We start from the raw sequence: 15,300 nt of genomic DNA, 5'->3' as shown, positions 1-15,300 counted from the left end.
GCTCAAGCCGACGTACGCAGCCTGGTGCCGCCGCCGGTGAGCGCCGAGGCGCGGGACTGCACCTCCTCGGGCGGCACCACGAAGCCGTCGCCGTCGACGAGCGCGCCCCTGGTGGCGCGTTGCAGCGCGGCCGCCACCCGGGCGAGCACCGGGAGCGAGCGCTCCCGGGCGATGCGGTGGGGCGGTGAGCCGATCTCGGCGCCGGCCAGCGACCAGGTCATCTGGAAGACGTTGGGGCCGTAGTCGCTCGCGTCGAGCCTCAGCAGCGAGACCGGCAGCTCGGCGGCTCGGCCGGCCACGATGTCGATGACGCCGTCGAACTCCGACGGCACGGTGATCCGGTAGGGCAGCTCGGCCGATGGCGCTGCCGGCCGTGCCATCGGCGCCGCCGATCTGACCAGGGTAAGCGCGACCTCGGCGGCCAGCGGCTCGGCGGCGTAGAGGCTGATGGTGGTCGCCGCCGAGGCGGACCCGACGACGGTGCCGTCGACGACGACCACGCCGCCGGTATGACGCGCCACGGCGTACAGCCAGCCCGTCAGGCGTGGCTCCGGCTCGGTCTCGTCGTGGTCGAGCAGGAAGACCCGGGCGAGGCCGTCGGGGAGCGCGGAGGTGGCCGGCAGCACGTCGAGCCCGTGAGGCCCCTGGAGCCGGGAGCCCCAGGTGAGGCGCAGCAGGCCGGGCACGACCGCGGGCTTGGCGGCGGCCACCTTGCCGAACCGCGCGCCGACCAGCTGCGGCTTGGGTTGTCTGGTCTCCGGCACGGTGATCCACTCGGCCTCGGGAAACCACGCCTGCGCCAGCCCGAGAACGTCGGCGTCGGCGGGCAGCACCAAGGCCTGGCTGCGGGCCTCTGCCATGTGTCAGTCCCCTCGCTCGTCGCTGCCCAGGAACCTAGGAGGAGGGCGTTACCGAAGCCGCCGCGTCCTGTTACGGGCGTGATTCATCGCACCGTGGACGTTGTGGGCTCCGTCACCTCAGAGGCTGAGGAAATGCTCCAGTCCGACGGTCAGGCCGGGGTGCGTCAGCACACCGCGAACCCCGGCCAGTACGCCGGGCACGAAGCTGGCTCGGTCGAGGGAGTCGTGGCGGATGACGAGGGTCTCCCCCACGCCGCCCAGCACGACCTCCTGGTGGGCCACCAGACCACGCACCCGCAGGCTGTGGACGTGGATGCCGTCGACCACGGCCCCGCGGGCGCCGTCGAGCTGCTGGCTGGTGGCGTCGGGCACCGGCCCGGTGCCGGCGTCGTCTCGCGCTGCCGCGATCAGCTCCGCCGTACGGCGTGCCGTGCCGGAGGGCGCGTCGGCCTTGGTCGGGTGGTGCAGCTCGACGATCTCGACCGACTCGAACAGCGGCGCCGCCTGGGCCGCGAACCGCATCATCAGCAGGGCGCCGATGGAGAAATTGGGGGCGATGAGCGCGCCGATGCCCGGCGCGCCGGCCAGCCAGCCGCGCAGCGTGGCCAGGCGGGCCTCGTCGAAGCCGGTAGTGCCGACCACGGCGTGGATGCCGTGGCCGATCGCGAACTCCAGGTTGGCCATCACCGCATCGGGCGTGGTCACGTCGACGACGACCTCGGCAGCCGCCTCGGTCAGCGTCTCGAGCGGGTCGGCGCTGCCGATCCTGGCCACCACCTCGACGCCGTCGGCAGCCTCCAGCCCGGCGACGATCGCCGAACCGAGCTTGCCGAAGGCGCCCAGTACGCCGACTCTCGTCGCTGTGCTCCCAGGCTCCGTCACGAGTCGTGACCCTACCGCTCCGACACTCTCAGCCGCCGATCTGGCAGGCTGGACCCATGCCAGTGCAGACGATTCCGGCGCGGATCCGTTGGGCGGTGGACTTCATCGACATCCACCCCAACGACCACATCCTCGAGGTGGGTTGTGGTCCGGGTGCGGGTGCCGAGCTCATCTGCAGCCGGCTGGAGACCGGCAAGCTCTTCGCGATCGACCGCTCGGAGTCCGGTGTCGACCGGACCAAGCGGCGCTGTGCCCGCTTCGTCGAGGCCGGTCGTCTCACCGTGCGCCAGATCGACCTGGCGACGCTGCGGGTGCCGGTCAAGCGCCTCAACAAGGTCTTCGCGTTCAACGTGAACCTGTTCTGGGTGCGTGAGGCGGCCGACGAGGTGGCGCTGCTCTACGAACGGCTGCTCCCCGGTGGCACCGTCAACATCTTCTACGAGTCGACCCGCCGTGAGGAGGTGCCCGCCATGGTGGAGAACACCTCCAAGCAGCTGGTCACCGCCGGCTTCCGGGTCTCGATCGTGGACCAGAAGCAGCCCGCCGTGATCGGCATCATCGGCCGCAAGTAGCGCGAGTCGGCAGAAGTGCTGGTCTCAGAACCGCCGAGTCGGCAGAAGTGCTGGTCTCAGAACCGCCGAGTCGGCAGAAGTGCAGGTCGCACAGACGCCGAGTCGGCAGAAGTGCAGGCGAGGTACGACGCCAGCTCAGCTTGCGATGCGAAGGCCACGCCGGGCCAGTCCGTCGCGACGCAGTAGCACGAGCTTGGCGTCAGCATCCGCCGTACGCCCGAACAGGTTCTCCTTCACGAAGACCTCGATCAGCCAGCCGTCGTCGGCCGCGGCAGTACGCCGACTCCGGTCGCGCTCCAACTGCTCCGGCGAGCTGTGCCATTCCACCCCGTCGTACTCCGCGGCCACCATGAGCTCCTCGTTGCCGAGGTCGAGCCGGGCGAGGAAGGTGCCACCGCGACGGACCTCCAGCTGCGGCGTCATCGGGAGGCGGTTCTGGACGCATCGCAGCCGCAGGATCGACTCCGGCGGCGACTCGGCTCGGCCGTCGCCCAGGGGCGCGATGGCTCTCAGCGTGGTCACCCACCGCTGTCCTCGGAATTGCTCGACACCGGCCAGGAGCTCCTCGAGAGTGAAGGCACCCAGGCGCAGCATCTGGTCGATGCCGGCGATGGCCGGCTCGGGCCAACGGACCCGGCCGAGGTCCCATGCGGTTCGGATCGGCGTCGTCACCCGCAGGCCATCGACCTCGACGACATCCTCCTCACGCAGCCAGCGCTCCCCGCTGCGGGTGATCCCGTTGCGGACGCGCCCGTTCCCGGACGGCCGGAAGATCGAGACCGGCCGCAACTCGAGATGCTCGCCGGGGGCGAGGACCATATCCGCGCCCAGCACCCAACCCGCATGACGGTCCACGACGACACAGTCCTGGGGCACGACCAGTCGCAGGCAGGCCACCCTCAGCCGAAGCGAGTCCCCGAGCGCGGTGCTCACGTAGACGCCGCGCACCGGCGAGCGCAGCAACCCCTCCGCCATGAGCCGCGCCAGCTGCCAACGGCTCACGCCGGCCTCGCGCGCCATCGCCAGGGTGAACGGAGCCTCTTGGGGCAGGGGAAATGTGTCGTCGACGTGGCCGGAGTAGACCATTCCGAGAAAGTCCATGCCGCCGATGGTGCGCCGATCGCCACCTCAGCGACACCCCACCACATCGGTCCTGTGGATAACGCCCGCACTTCTGCCGACTCGGCGCCCCTGAGACCAGCACTTCTGCCGACTCGCGTCAGGGGGCGACGATCGCCAGGATCTCGGGGCGGGAGAACACCTCGGCGGCGACGCGCCCACAGTCCTCCAGGCTGACGGCCTCGACGCGGGCGAGGATCTCATCGACCGACAGCAGGCTGGTGTGCACCAGCTCGGCCTTGCCGATCCGGCTCATCCGGGAGGCGGAGTCCTCCAGTCCCAGCACCAGGCCGCCGCGCAGCTGGCCCTTGCCGACCGCGAGCTCCTGTGGCGTGATGCCGTCGCGGGCGAGCAGCGCCAGCTCGGCGCGTACGACGGCCAGCACCTCCTCGGCCTTGGCCGGCAGGCAGCCGACGGCGACCCCGACCAGGCCGGTCTCGGCGTGAGAGCTGGCGAAGGAGTAGACCGAGTAGGCCAGGCCGCGGCGCTCGCGCACCTCCTGGAACAGCCGCGAGGAGGTGCCGCCGCCGAGCGCGGCGGTCACCACCGACAGGGCGAAGCGTCGCTCGTCGTCGCGGGCCAGTCCCGCCATGCCGAGCACCAGGTTGACCTGCTCGAACGGCCGCTTCGCGTCGACCTCGCCGGCCCGCACGGCCAGCGGCCTGCCGGTCCGAGGCGGCACCGGCTGCTCGTCGCCGGCCAGGAAGCCGGCCCGGCCGAACGCCGTACGCACCTGCCGTACCACGCTCGCGTGGTCGAGGTTGCCGGCCGCGGAGACGACGATATTGGCGGCGCGATAGTGCCGCTTGTAGAACCGCCGGATCTGGTCGCGGGTCAGCGCCTCGATCGACTCGTGAGTGCCGGCGATGCCGCGGCCGAGTGGGCTGTCCTCGCCCCAGGCCTGGGCCGCGAAAAGGTTGTGGACCACGTCGTCGGGGTCGTCGTCGTGCATCGCGATCTCGTCCAGGATGACGTCGCGCTCCGCCTCGACGTCGGCCGCGGCGATCAGCGAGGAGGTGATCATGTCCCCGAGGACGTCGATGGCCAGCGGCAGGTCCTCGTCGAGCACCCGCGCGTGGAAGCAGGTGTACTCCTTGGCGGTGAAGGCATTGAACTCACCGCCGACCGCGTCCAGTGCGAGCGAGATGTCCAGCGCGGAGCGCTCCGGCGTCCCCTTGAACAGCAGGTGCTCCAGGAAGTGGGAGGCGCCATGCAGCCGGGCGCTCTCGTCGCGGGAGCCCACGCCGACCCAGACGCCGACGGCGGCCGAGCGCGACCCGTCCATCTGCTCGGTGATGACCCGCAGACCGCCGGGCAGCACCGTCCGGCGTACGACGGACCCGGGACCTCTCTCGAGGGTGCGGGTCGTCCCGAGCTTCTGTGCGGACTCTGCTCGATTACTGGGAGAAGACCGGCCGGCAGGAACCTGCCGACCGGTCTTCTGCTCAGACTTGCGGGAGGTCACTCCTCGTCAGCGACCTCGTCCGAGGCGGCCTCGGCAGCGGGCTCGTCCTCGACCACCGGCGCGAGCGAAAGCTTGCCGCGGTCGTCGATCTCGACGATCTCGACCTGGATCTTCTGGCCGACCTCGACGACGTCCTCCACGGACTCCACTCGCTTGCCGTCGTTGAGGGCACGCAGCTTGGTGATGTGGAGCAGGCCGTCCTTGCCGGGCAGCAGCGACACGAAAGCACCGAAGTTGGTGGTCTTCACGACGGTGCCGAGGTAGCGCTCGCCGATCTCCGGCATGGTCGGGTTGGCGATCGCGTTGACCGCGGCCCGGGCGGCGTCGGCCGAGGCGCCGTCGGTGGCGCCGATGTAGACGGTGCCGTCGTCCTCGATGGAGATGGTGGCGCCGGTGTCCTCCTGGATCTGGTTGATCACCTTGCCCTTCGGGCCGATGACCTCGCCGATCTTGTCGACCGGCACCTTCACCGAGATGACCCGCGGCGCGGTCGGAGCCATCTCCTCGGGACCGGTGATGGCCTCGGCCATCACCTCGAGGATCGCCAGCCGGGCGTCCTTGGCCTGGTTGAGCGCGGCACCCAGCACCTCGGCGGGGATGCCGTCGAGCTTGGTGTCGAGCTGCAGCGCGGTGACGAACTCGGAGGTGCCGGCGACCTTGAAGTCCATGTCGCCGTAGGCGTCCTCGGCGCCGAGGATGTCGGTGAGCGCGACGTACGTCGTCTCGCCGTCGACCTCGCCGGAGATCAGGCCCATCGCGATGCCGGCGACCGGCGCCTTCAGCGGCACACCGGCCTGCAGCAGCGACATCGTCGAGGCACAGACCGAGCCCATCGACGTCGAGCCGTTGGAGCCCATCGCCTCGGAGAGCTGCCGGATGGCGTAGGGGAACTCCTCGCGCCCGGGCAGCACCGGCAGCAGCGCCCGGCGGGCGAGCGCGCCATGGCCGACCTCGCGGCGCTTCGGAGAGCCGACGCGGCCGGTCTCGCCGGTGGAGAACGGCGGGAAGACGTACTTGTGCATGTAGCGACGCGTCTTCTCCGGGGAGAGCGTGTCGAGCTGCTGCTCCATCTTGAGCATGTTGAGGGTGGTGACGCCCAGGATCTGGGTCTCGCCGCGCTCGAACAGCGCCGAGCCGTGCACCCGCGGGATCACGTCGACCTCGGCGAACAGTGGCCGGATGTCGGCCAGGCCGCGGCCGTCGATGCGGACCTTGTCGCGCAGCACTCGCTCGCGGACCAGCTTCTTGTTCAGCGAGCGGAACGCGGCGCCGATCTCGCCCTCGCGGCCCTCGAACGCCGGCCCGATCTTGTCGAGCAGGGCTGCCTTGATCTCGTCGAGACGCTCCTCGCGCTCCTGCTTGCCGCCGATGGTCAGCGCGGCGGCGGTGTCGTCCGCGACGGCGGCCTCGACGGCGGCGAAGACGTCGTCCTCGTAGTCGAGGAAGATCGGGAACTCGGCGACCGGCTTCGCCGCCTGCTTGGCCAGCTCGGCCTGCGCCTCGCAGAGCTGCTTGATGAACGGCTTGGCGGCGTCGAGGCCGGTGGCGACGATCGGCTCGGTCGGCGCCTGGGCGCCGCTCTGGACCAGGTCCCAGGTCTGCTCGGTGGCCTCGGCCTCGACCATCATGATGGCGACGTCGCCGGTCTCGGTGACGCGACCGGCGACCACCATGTCGAAGACGGCGTCCTCGAGCTGGCTGTGGGTCGGGAAGGCGACCCACTGGCCGTCGATCAGCGCGACCCGGACGCCGCCGACCGGGCCGGAGAACGGCAGGCCGGAGAGCTGGGTGGACATCGACGCGGCGTTGATCGCGAGCACGTCGTAAGGCTGATTGGGGTCGAGCGCGAGAACGGTGATGACGACCTGGACCTCGTTGCGCAGGCCCTTCTTGAAGGTGGGGCGCAGCGGACGGTCAATGAGACGGCAGGTGAGGATCGCGTCCTCGCCCGGGCGCCCCTCGCTCCGGAAGAAGGAGCCGGGGATCTGCCCGACGGCGTACATCCGCTCTTCGACGTCGATGGTGAGCGGGAAGAAGTCGAAGTGGTCCTTCGGGTGCTTCGAGACGGTCGTCGCCGAGAGCAGCATGGTGTCGTCGTCGAGGTAGGCGGTCACGGAGCCGGCGGCCTGGCGAGCGAGCAGACCGGTCTCGAACTTCACGGTGCGCTTGCCGAACTTGCCGTTGTCGATGACGGTCTCGACGGCCGAGATGACGGGTTCAGTCACAGATTTTTCTCTTGTCGTGCGGGTGAGGCGCCTCGCCCCACAGTGAATGGATTTCGGATGACCGTGCAATCCTATCGGCGCGGTCCCGAAATACGGAAAGGGCAGCGACCTGGCGGTCGCTGCCCATCCGAGGGAAAGCGGTGTCCGACGCGTGCGGCTCCAAGGCGGAGGCCCGAAGGCGACCTGGGAGCGGAGGCGACTGAGCGAGGCCGCATACCGAGCTTGCTCGCGTATGCGCGCCGAGCGAGGGAGCCACGGCGCGCAGCGCCGTTGCGGGCCGTCGAGGCCCGACAACGCCGCGGACGCTCCGCAGGAGTGCCGCAATCAGCGGCGCAGGCCGAGGCGCTCGATAATGGAGCGGTAGCGCTCGATCTCGGTCTTCTGCAGGTAGTTGAGCAGGCGACGGCGCTGGCCGACGAGCAGCAGCAGGCCACGACGGCTGTGGTGGTCGTGCTTGTGCTGCTTGAGGTGCTCGGTGAGGTGGGAGATGCGGTGCGACAGCAGCGCGATCTGGACCTCGGGCGAGCCGGTGTCGCCCTCGGTGGTGGCGTACTCGGCGATGATCTTCTTCTTGGTCTCCGCGTCAGTTCCGACCGACATACGAAGGCTCCTCTCGACTCGTTGCGCGGCGCGCCCGGGCTGGTTCTCCGGGGCACTGGGATCCGCGGCCGTTTGACGGCAACCGCAGCAGACTATCCCGACGCCCCGTCAGCCTCCCAATCGCGCGACGCCTTGGTCGGTCTCCTCCACCCGAGCAGCCGGTACGACGACCCGGCGGCGCGGCCACCAGGCACGCTCGCCCAGCAGGGTCAGCCGGCCAAGCTCGACCTGCCCGTCGACGAGAACGACCACCGCCGGGTCCGGGCCGTGCTCCGGCGCTGACATACACATGCTACTGTATGTGCATGTCTCGACCCGATCTCCAGTTCTCCCGCCGAGTGCAGCTGCTGCTGGATCCGGCGACCTATCAGCGCGTCGCGGACGAGGCGGAGAAGACCGGTCGCAGCGTCAACGCGGTGCTGCGCGAGGCGATCAGCGCGCGCTATGACAACGACGAAGAGGCCGCCCAGCGGCGGCGGTCAGAGGCGGCCCGCCAACTGCTTGCCTACATGGAGGCGAGCAGTGACGAGGAGCCCTACGATCCTGCCGATTTCGACGAAGACGCCTACTACGAGAACTACTGGTCGCGGGAGATGAAGCGACTGGATGCCGAGAAGGCATCTCAGAGCTCTTGAGACGTGGCTCATGAGACGTCTCATCCTCGACTCGGATGTCTTGCTGTTCGGCTTCGGCGCTCCTCATCGTTGGCAAGCTCACACGAAGCGCATCATCGTTGCGGCAGAACGTCGCGAGCTTGAGTTGCACCTCAGCGTCGAGGCGCTGCAGGAGTTCCTCTTCCACCGGATGCGACGCACACCACGCGGCTTAGCACTCGCTCAGTTGCGCACCGTCGAAGACATTGCTCATGCCCATCCCTTCGACGCCGCCGTCTGGCAGCGCACCCGCCATCTGATCGCGACCACCTCGATCCGCGGTCGCGACGCCATCCACGCCGCGACCGCCTTGGAGCACGGCTTCACCGAGATCGTGACCGGGGACGAGGCCTTCGCCGCCGTCCCCGGCCTGACCCCGGTCACTCCTGACCGGCTGAACCTGTGACCTTCCCCTTCTTTCCGACCTTCCCGGGCTCGACCGACCCCGTGACCGACCCCGTGGACGCCCCCGTGGACGCCTCGGTCGGCGCCGGCGGCTCCTCGGCCTGCTGCACGCTCGGAGTGATGCCGGGCAACGAGACCGGCGGCACGCTGGCGAAGGGCAGCTCCCCGATCGTGGGCGGCTCCGTGCCGGAGAAGGCCAGCGGGTCGCGGTCGAAGGACTCCTGCAGCCGGCTGGGCAGCGGGAAGACGTTGTCGAGTTGGGCGGCGCCGTTGCTCCAGGGGTAGGCGATCCGGGCCTGCGCCTGCTCACCGGTCCCGTCGTCCCAGCACTCCTCCTCGTCGGGTGCGACGACCTGCCATCTGCCGTCGTAGTAGCACTCGGCATTGCGACCGACCGCGAGCGGCCTCCCGGACTGGTCGAAGAGCTGCACCCCGACCAGCGGCTTGCCCGAGGCGTCATAGGCATAGATGTTCGAGACCCGCCGGCCACCCAGATAGACGCCGGCGTCGCCGCCCGACGCGTCCGAGGACATGCCTGTCGCCGCCTGCTGGCCCTCGCTGTAGCCCTGGCCGTAGCCCACGGAGTAGGCGTCGTCGTAGACCTCGGACTGGTTGCGCACCATCGCCAGGGTGACCGGCACCAGCAGGATCGCCAGCGCGTTGAGCGCGAGCAGCACGGTCCGGGGGAAGGCGCGACGGCGCCCACCGGGCCACATCCGGCCCAGGCCGACGGCCAGGCTGCCACCGATGCCGATCGCGAGCAGCGGCCATTGCCAGCCCATCGCGCTGGGGACGACCTCCCAGTACTCCTCGTAGTAGCCGATGCCGAAGAAGGCCGACGCGACCCAGACCACGACCTGAACCGCGATCCAGCCGCGCAGGATCCACCACAGCGGTCGCGCCCAGGCAAGCACCGCCCAGACGCCGGCCGGCAGCCGGTCGAGCAGCTCCTCGGCCCGGCGTCGTACCGCATCGAGGAGGCCGGCGACGGCCTCCCCCACCGACCGCCGCCCGACACGGGCCGCCTGGAGATCGAGACCGGCGGCGCTGCGCAGCTCGCTGGCATAGGCCGCCGGGTCACCCAGCGCCCCGATCCCCCGCTCCGCGACGAGTTCGGCCAGATCGGCGGCCAGGCCGTCGGTGATCTCGGCCAGCTCCTCGGGGTCGAGGTCGGCAAGGTGGCCGCGGACAGCGGCGAGGAAGTCGGCAACCGGGTCGCTGGCGATGGTGGTCATGCGACGGCCCCTTCGAGGATCGAGGTGACGGTGGTGGAGAAGGCGAGCCAGTCGTCGGCCTGCTGCTTGAGCTGGCTGCGGCCGGCGGGCGTGATGCCGTAGTACTTGCGGTGGGGGCCCGACTCCGACGGCACGACGTACGACGTCAGGGCACCGGCGGAGTAGAGCCGGCGGAGCGTGCCGTAGACCGAGGCATCGCCGACCTCGCTCAGCCCGCCGTCGCGCAGTCGCCGGACGATGTCGTAGCCGTAGGCGTCCTCGCCCTCGACGACGGCCAGCACGGCGAGGTCGAGCACCCCTTTGAGGAGCTGAGTGGTATCCATGCGATGCAGACTACTGTGGATAGCGCACTACTACAGGTAGGACAGCACCGCCCGGCGTGTCGTCGGCTTCGGCCGGGCCTCAGCCCAGCAGGTCGCGGGTGGTGTCGACGTCCGCCGTCATCTGCGTGATCAGGGCGTCGATGGAGTCGAAGGCCACCATGCCGCGCAGCCGCTCGACGAACTCCACCTGCACCTCGACGCCGTAGAGCTCGAGGTCGGTGCGGTCCAGGACGTAGGACTCCACCCGGCGCCCGATGACCCCGTCGAAGGTCGGGTTGGTGCCGACGCTGATCGCGGCGGGATAGCGCTCGCCGGTGTCGACGCGGGTCAGCCAGCCGGCGTACACGCCATCGGGCGGCGTCGCGGTCAGCGCGCCGGCGGGGACGTTGGCGGTCGGGAAGCCGAGCTCGCGGCCACGCTGGTCGCCCTTCACCACGACGCCGCGTACGGCGTAGGGGCGACCGAGCGCCTCGGCGGCGCCGGCCACGTCGCCGGCGGCGATGCAGGTGCGGATGTAGGTCGAGGACCAGACCTGGGGACCGCCGTCGAGCGGCACGCCCTCGACCGCGACGTCATGGCTCGCGCCGAAGGCGGTCAGGGTGGCGACGTCGCCGGCGGCGCGGTTGCCGTAGCGGAAGTTGGCCCCGACCACCACGACCGCGGCGCGCAGCGCCTCGGCCAGCACCTGTCGGGCGAACTCGTCGGGTGTCCAGGCAGCCATGTCGCGGTCGAACGGCAGCGCGAGCACGTGGTCGGCGCCGTAGCCGACCAGCAGCTCGGCGCGCTGCTCCAGCGTGGTCAGCGTCGTGGGCGCGTGCTCGGGACGCAGCACCGCCATCGGATGAGGGTCGAAGGTCACCGCCACCAGCCTCAGCCCGCGCTGGTCGGCGATCGAGCGCGCCTCCCGCAGCACGTGCTGGTGACCGCGGTGGACGCCGTCGAAGTTGCCGATCACGCAGACCGTCCGGCCGAGATCGGTCGGCACCTCGGCAAGGGTTCGCCACAGCACGGCAGCCACGATATCGGCAGTCCCTGGAGGCCGTGCGGACAGGTAGCGTGCTGGCTCAGACGAAGACCGCGACGGGTCGGGCGCTCGGCGCCTGGCCGGCCGGCTCGTAGAGGGCCAGGAACTCCCCGTCGGGGGCGAAGAGGGCCGTCAGCCCGGCGAGCTCGACGGGCAGCCTGCGGCCCACCCGGACGTCGGCGGCCAGTTCCTCGGAGAGGTCGTACGCCGGGAAGGCGGCCCGGGCGGCGTCGGCGATGGGCAGCACCTCGAACCGCTCGGCGAGCGCATCGAGGGTGTGGGCGACGTCGAGGCCGTAGGGACCGACGGCGGTACGGCGCAGCGCGGTCAGGTGGCCGCCCACGCCGAGCAGGTTCCCCACGTCACGGGCGATGGCACGCACGTAGGTGCCCGACGAGCAGCGCACGGAGATGTCCACGTCGAGCCAGTCCCCCGCAGGCCGGATGCCGGTGACGGTCAGCTCGTGGATCGTCACCGGGCGGGCCTGGAGGTCGACCTGCTCGCCCTCGCGGACGCGCTGGTAGGCGCGCTTGCCGTCGACCTTGATCGCGCTGACCGCCGTCGGCACCTGTTCGATGTCACCGACCTGGGTCGCGAAGGCGGCCCGGATCGCCGCCTCGTCGAGCTGGTCGGCCGGGGTCGTCGAGACCACCTCGCCCTCGGCGTCGTCGGTCACCGTGGCGACGCCGAGCCGGACCGTGGCGTCGTACCTCTTGGCGGTGAGCATGAAGTGGCCGAGCAGCCTGGTGGCCCGCTCGACCCCGACCACCAGGACTCCGGTGGCCATCGGATCGAGCGTGCCGGCGTGGCCGACCTTGCGGGTGCCGGCCAGTCGTCGTACCCGCGCGACCACGTCGTGCGACGTCATCGCGCCGGGCTTGTCGACGATGACCAGCCCGGACCTCGAGGACGGCTCAGTCATCCTCGAGGTCGGCGACGTCGAGGTCCCTCGCCTTCTTGTAGGGGTCCTCGTCGCCGGCGTAGACACTCCCCCGCGCCGCGGCGACGGCCTCGTCCTGCTCCTTGGCGCGGGCGAGCACCTCGTCGAGGTGACGGGCGGTCTCCGGCAGCGCGTCGTGGATGAACTCCAGCGTCGGGGCGTGCCTCATGCCAAGCTGCTTGGCGACCTCGGAGCGGAGCAGGCCCTTGGCCGACTCCAGCGCCGCCGCCGTCGCGGCGAGTTCGGTGGGGTCGTCGCTCATCACGGTGTAGAAGATCGTCGCCTGCTGGCTGTCGCCGGAGACTCGCACATCGGTCACGGTCACGAAACCGAGACGCGGGTCCTTGATCCGGCGCTCCAGCATCTGCGCGACGATCACCTGGATACGGTCGGCGATCTTGCGTACCCGCGGGTTGCTCATGTCACTCACTCACTCTCTCAAGAAAACCGCCGAGTCGGCAGAAGTGCGGGTCCAAGGACCGCCGAGTCGGCAGAAGTGCGGGCAGCTCGCCTGCACTTCTGCCGACTCGAGGCCTCTCAGACCTGCATTAGTGCCGACTCGCCTCAGCCGCGCGGGATCTCGCGCAGCTCGAAGGCCTCGACGACGTCGCCTTCCTTGATGTCCTGGAAGTTACGGATGACCAGACCGCATTCGAAGCCCTCGCGGACCTCGGCGGCGTCGTCCTTCTCGCGCTTCAGGGACGCCAGATCGGCGTTGTCGACGACCACGGCACCGTCGCGGATCAGCCGCACCTTGGCGTTGCGCCGGATCAGGCCGCTGGTGACATAGCAACCGGCGATATTGCCGATCCTCGAGGAGCGGAAGATGGCCCGGATCTCGGCCTGGCCGAGGGTGACCTCCTCGTACTCCGGCTTGAGCATTCCCTTCAGGGCCGCCTCGATCTCCTCGATGGCCTGGTAGATCACCGTGTAGTAGCGGATCTCCACGCCCTCGCGCTCGGCCAGCTCGGTCGCCTTGCCCTGCGGGCGGACGTTGAAACCGATGATGATCGCGTCGGAGGCGGCGGCCAGGTCGACGTTGGTCTCGGTGATCGCACCGACACCGCGGTCGATGACCCGGATGCTGACCTCGTCGCCACCCACGTCGATCTTCGACAGGGCGTCCTCGAGGGCCTCGACCGAGCCGGAGACGTCGCCCTTGAGGATGAGGTTGAGCTCCTGGCTCTCGCCCTTCTCCATGGAGGCCATGAAGTCCTCGAGGGTACGACGAACCCGGCGCTTGGCCTGGGCGGCGGCCCGCTCGCGAGCCTCCCGCTTCTCGGCGATCTGGCGGGCCATCCGGTCGTCCTCGACGACCAGGAAGTTCTGGCCGGCGCCGGGGACCGCGGAGAGGCCGAGCACCATCGCGGGTCGCGCCGGCGGCGCCTCGGTGAGCTCGTTGCCGTGCTCGTCGAGCATCGCCCGGACGCGGCCGTGGGCCGGTCCGGCGACGATCGAGTCGCCGACGCGGAGGGTGCCGCGCTGCACCAGGATGGTCGCGACCGGGCCGCGGCCGCGGTCGAGGTGGGCCTCGATGACCAGACCCTGGGCGTCCTGGGTCGGGTTGGCCCGCAGATCCAGCGACGCGTCGGCGGTCAGCACGATCGCCTCGAGCAGCTTGTCGATGTTGAGGCCGGACTTGGCCGAGACGTCGACGAACATCGCCTCGCCGCCGTACTCCTCGGGGACCAGGCCGTACTCGGTGAGCTGGCCGCGGACCTTGGTCGGGTCCGCCTCGGGCTTGTCGATCTTGTTAACCGCGACCACGATCGGCACGCCGGCCGCCTTGGCGTGGTTGAGCGCCTCGACGGTCTGCGGCATCACGCCGTCGTCGGCGGCGACCACCAGGACCGCGATGTCCGAGGACTGCGAGCCGCGAGCACGCATGGCGGTGAACGCCTCGTGACCCGGGGTGTCGATGAAGGTGATGGCACGCTCGTTGCCGTCGACCTCGGTCGCCACCTGGTAGGCGCCGATGTGCTGGGTGATCCCGCCGGCCTCGCCCGAGGCGACGTTGGCGTTGCGGATCGCGTCGAGCAGCTTGGTCTTGCCGTGGTCGACGTGACCCATGACGGTCACCACCGGAGGCCGCACCTGCAGGTCGCCCTCGACCCCTTCGTCGAGGCCGAACTCGATGTCGAAGGACTCCAGCAACTCGCGGTCCTCGTCCTCCGGGGAGACGACCTCGACGTTGTAGTTGAGCTCCTCCCCGAGCAGCTCGAGCACCTCGTCGGAGACCGACTGGGTGGCGGTCACCATTTCGCCGAGGCTGAACAGCATCTGGACGAGCTGGGCGGCGTCGACGTTGATCCGCTCGGCGAAGTCGGTCAGGCTCGCGCCGCGGGGCAGCCGGACGGTCTCGCCGTTGCCCTTGCGGACGCGGATGCCGCCGATCGTCGGTGCCTCCATGGCCTCGAACTCCATGCGACGCGCGCGCTTGGACTTGCGACCACGACGCGACGGACCACCGGCGCGACCGAACGCGCCCTGGGTGGAGCCGCGCTGGCCGGGGCGGCCACCGCCACCCGGACGGCCACCGCCGCCACCAGGTGCGCCAGCGCCCGCCGGGGCGCCGCCGAAGCCACCGCGACCGGGTGCACCGGCGCCGCCGCGTCCCGGAGCTCCGGGACGACCCGCACCAGCGCCGCCCGGGCGACCGGGAGCGCCGGGGCGGGCACCGGGACCGCCCTGGCGAGCGCCGAACGCTGCCGGGGACTTCGGCATCATCGCCGGGTTGGGGCGAGGCATACCGGGGCGACCCGGTGCGCTGCCGTCGCGAGCGGCCGGCGGACGCGGCGGACGCTGAGCGTCACCGGGGCCCGCAGGGGCGCCAGGACCGGCGTCGCGTGGCGCCGCGGCGGGGCGACGGCCCATGCCCTGGCTGGATGCGAACGGGTTGTTGCCCGGTCGGGGAGCGCCGGGTCGCGGCGCGCCCGGGCGCGGGCCCGGAGTGGGCGCCTTGGGGGCCGGTGCCTTGGGGGCCGCCGGCGCGGCGGG

General features: G+C 70.7%; 16 protein-coding genes. 3 read left to right on the top strand and 13 right to left on the bottom strand.

All coding sequences use genetic code 11. From position 1 onward, the window contains the following. Window positions 1-2: 2 nt before the first annotated feature. A complete protein-coding gene (locus tag QM595_RS01050; protein WP_415169662.1) occupies window positions 3-860 on the bottom strand; it encodes a hypothetical protein in 858 nt (285 codons plus the stop codon). A 117-nt stretch (window positions 861-977) separates the two neighbouring features. Next, entirely contained in the window at window positions 978-1,742 is a 765-nt protein-coding gene (dapB, locus tag QM595_RS01045; protein ID WP_415169661.1) for a 4-hydroxy-tetrahydrodipicolinate reductase, read from the bottom strand. A 56-nt stretch (window positions 1,743-1,798) separates the two neighbouring features. Here dapB and QM595_RS01040 point away from each other — a divergent pair, with 56 nt between their 5' ends. Continuing rightward, entirely contained in the window at window positions 1,799-2,314 is a 516-nt protein-coding gene (locus tag QM595_RS01040; RefSeq protein WP_415169660.1) for a class I SAM-dependent methyltransferase, read from the top strand. 135 nt (window positions 2,315-2,449) lie between these two features. Here the strand turns inward: QM595_RS01040 and QM595_RS01035 are convergent, their stop codons facing one another. The 5 genes from QM595_RS01035 to QM595_RS01015 all read right to left on the bottom strand — a co-directional run bounded on the left by QM595_RS01035 (window position 2,450) and on the right by QM595_RS01015 (window position 8,008). Continuing rightward, on the bottom strand, window positions 2,450-3,415 hold the full coding sequence (locus QM595_RS01035) for a hypothetical protein (protein WP_415169659.1): 966 nt from the start codon (window positions 3,413-3,415) through the stop codon (window positions 2,450-2,452). Window positions 3,416-3,533: 118 nt separating this feature from the next. Further along, window positions 3,534-4,754 carry a M16 family metallopeptidase gene (locus QM595_RS01030; RefSeq protein WP_415169658.1) on the bottom strand — a complete coding sequence of 407 codons (1,221 nt, stop codon included), beginning with the start codon at window positions 4,752-4,754 and terminating at the stop codon, window positions 3,534-3,536. A 140-nt stretch (window positions 4,755-4,894) separates the two neighbouring features. Beyond that, complete coding sequence (locus QM595_RS01025; protein WP_415169657.1) at window positions 4,895-7,123, bottom strand: polyribonucleotide nucleotidyltransferase; 2,229 nt, start codon at window positions 7,121-7,123, stop codon at window positions 4,895-4,897. A gap of 324 nt (window positions 7,124-7,447) precedes the next feature. Continuing rightward, window positions 7,448-7,723, bottom strand: a complete 276-nt coding sequence (gene rpsO, locus QM595_RS01020) for a 30S ribosomal protein S15 (protein WP_415169656.1) — start codon at window positions 7,721-7,723, stop codon at window positions 7,448-7,450. A 108-nt stretch (window positions 7,724-7,831) separates the two neighbouring features. Then, complete coding sequence (locus tag QM595_RS01015; protein ID WP_415169655.1) at window positions 7,832-8,008, bottom strand: hypothetical protein; 177 nt, start codon at window positions 8,006-8,008, stop codon at window positions 7,832-7,834. A gap of 20 nt (window positions 8,009-8,028) precedes the next feature. Between QM595_RS01015 and QM595_RS01010 the strand changes: the two genes are divergently transcribed. Both QM595_RS01010 and QM595_RS01005 read left to right on the top strand, forming a co-directional pair. Further along, entirely contained in the window at window positions 8,029-8,358 is a 330-nt protein-coding gene (locus QM595_RS01010; RefSeq protein WP_415169654.1) for a hypothetical protein, read from the top strand. Beyond that, window positions 8,330-8,782 (top strand): type II toxin-antitoxin system VapC family toxin, encoded by a 453-nt coding sequence (locus QM595_RS01005; protein WP_415169653.1) that lies wholly within the window; start codon window positions 8,330-8,332, stop codon window positions 8,780-8,782. The genes QM595_RS01010 and QM595_RS01005 overlap by 29 nt, the downstream gene beginning before the upstream one ends. Here QM595_RS01005 and QM595_RS01000 read toward each other — a convergent pair. The 6 genes from QM595_RS01000 to infB all read right to left on the bottom strand — a co-directional run. Next, complete coding sequence (locus QM595_RS01000) at window positions 8,757-10,016, bottom strand: hypothetical protein (protein WP_415169652.1); 1,260 nt, start codon at window positions 10,014-10,016, stop codon at window positions 8,757-8,759. The genes QM595_RS01005 and QM595_RS01000 overlap by 26 nt on opposite strands. After that, a complete protein-coding gene (locus tag QM595_RS00995; RefSeq protein WP_415169651.1) occupies window positions 10,013-10,339 on the bottom strand; it encodes a PadR family transcriptional regulator in 327 nt (108 codons plus the stop codon). The genes QM595_RS01000 and QM595_RS00995 overlap by 4 nt, the downstream gene beginning before the upstream one ends. 79 nt (window positions 10,340-10,418) lie before the next feature. Then, on the bottom strand, window positions 10,419-11,348 hold the full coding sequence (locus QM595_RS00990) for a bifunctional riboflavin kinase/FAD synthetase (RefSeq protein WP_415169650.1): 930 nt from the start codon (window positions 11,346-11,348) through the stop codon (window positions 10,419-10,421). A gap of 55 nt (window positions 11,349-11,403) precedes the next feature. Then, window positions 11,404-12,285, bottom strand: a complete 882-nt coding sequence (gene truB, locus QM595_RS00985) for a tRNA pseudouridine(55) synthase TruB (protein ID WP_415169649.1) — start codon at window positions 12,283-12,285, stop codon at window positions 11,404-11,406. Next, a complete protein-coding gene (gene rbfA / locus QM595_RS00980) occupies window positions 12,278-12,724 on the bottom strand; it encodes a 30S ribosome-binding factor RbfA (protein ID WP_415169648.1) in 447 nt (148 codons plus the stop codon). The genes truB and rbfA overlap by 8 nt, the downstream gene beginning before the upstream one ends. A 143-nt stretch (window positions 12,725-12,867) precedes the next feature. Continuing rightward, on the bottom strand, window positions 12,868-15,300 hold a 2,433-nt coding region (gene infB / locus QM595_RS00975), incomplete at its 5' end, for a translation initiation factor IF-2 (protein ID WP_415169647.1).

The organism is Nocardioides sp., assembly GCF_047607185.1.
Taxonomy (GTDB): Bacteria; Actinomycetota; Actinomycetes; order Propionibacteriales; family Nocardioidaceae; genus Nocardioides.
The sequence above is the reverse complement of the archived record's forward strand: the minus strand, read 5'-3'. Positions and strand labels throughout refer to the sequence as shown.

Coding starts and splice junctions, on each gene's coding strand:
- rbfA (WP_415169648.1), bottom strand. CDS start 12,724: ATGAGCAACCCGCGGGTACGCAAGATCGCCGACCGTATCCAGGTGATC.
- rpsO (WP_415169656.1), bottom strand. CDS start 7,723: ATGTCGGTCGGAACTGACGCGGAGACCAAGAAGAAGATCATCGCCGAG.
- QM595_RS01015 (WP_415169655.1), bottom strand. CDS start 8,008: ATGTCAGCGCCGGAGCACGGCCCGGACCCGGCGGTGGTCGTTCTCGTC.
- QM595_RS01005 (WP_415169653.1), top strand. CDS start 8,330: ATGCCGAGAAGGCATCTCAGAGCTCTTGAGACGTGGCTCATGAGACGT.
- QM595_RS01035 (WP_415169659.1), bottom strand. CDS start 3,415: ATGGACTTTCTCGGAATGGTCTACTCCGGCCACGTCGACGACACATTT.
- QM595_RS01040 (WP_415169660.1), top strand. CDS start 1,799: ATGCCAGTGCAGACGATTCCGGCGCGGATCCGTTGGGCGGTGGACTTC.
- QM595_RS01010 (WP_415169654.1), top strand. CDS start 8,029: ATGTCTCGACCCGATCTCCAGTTCTCCCGCCGAGTGCAGCTGCTGCTG.
- QM595_RS01000 (WP_415169652.1), bottom strand. CDS start 10,016: ATGACCACCATCGCCAGCGACCCGGTTGCCGACTTCCTCGCCGCTGTC.
- truB (WP_415169649.1), bottom strand. CDS start 12,285: ATGACTGAGCCGTCCTCGAGGTCCGGGCTGGTCATCGTCGACAAGCCC.
- QM595_RS00995 (WP_415169651.1), bottom strand. CDS start 10,339: ATGGATACCACTCAGCTCCTCAAAGGGGTGCTCGACCTCGCCGTGCTG.
- QM595_RS01050 (WP_415169662.1), bottom strand. CDS start 860: ATGGCAGAGGCCCGCAGCCAGGCCTTGGTGCTGCCCGCCGACGCCGAC.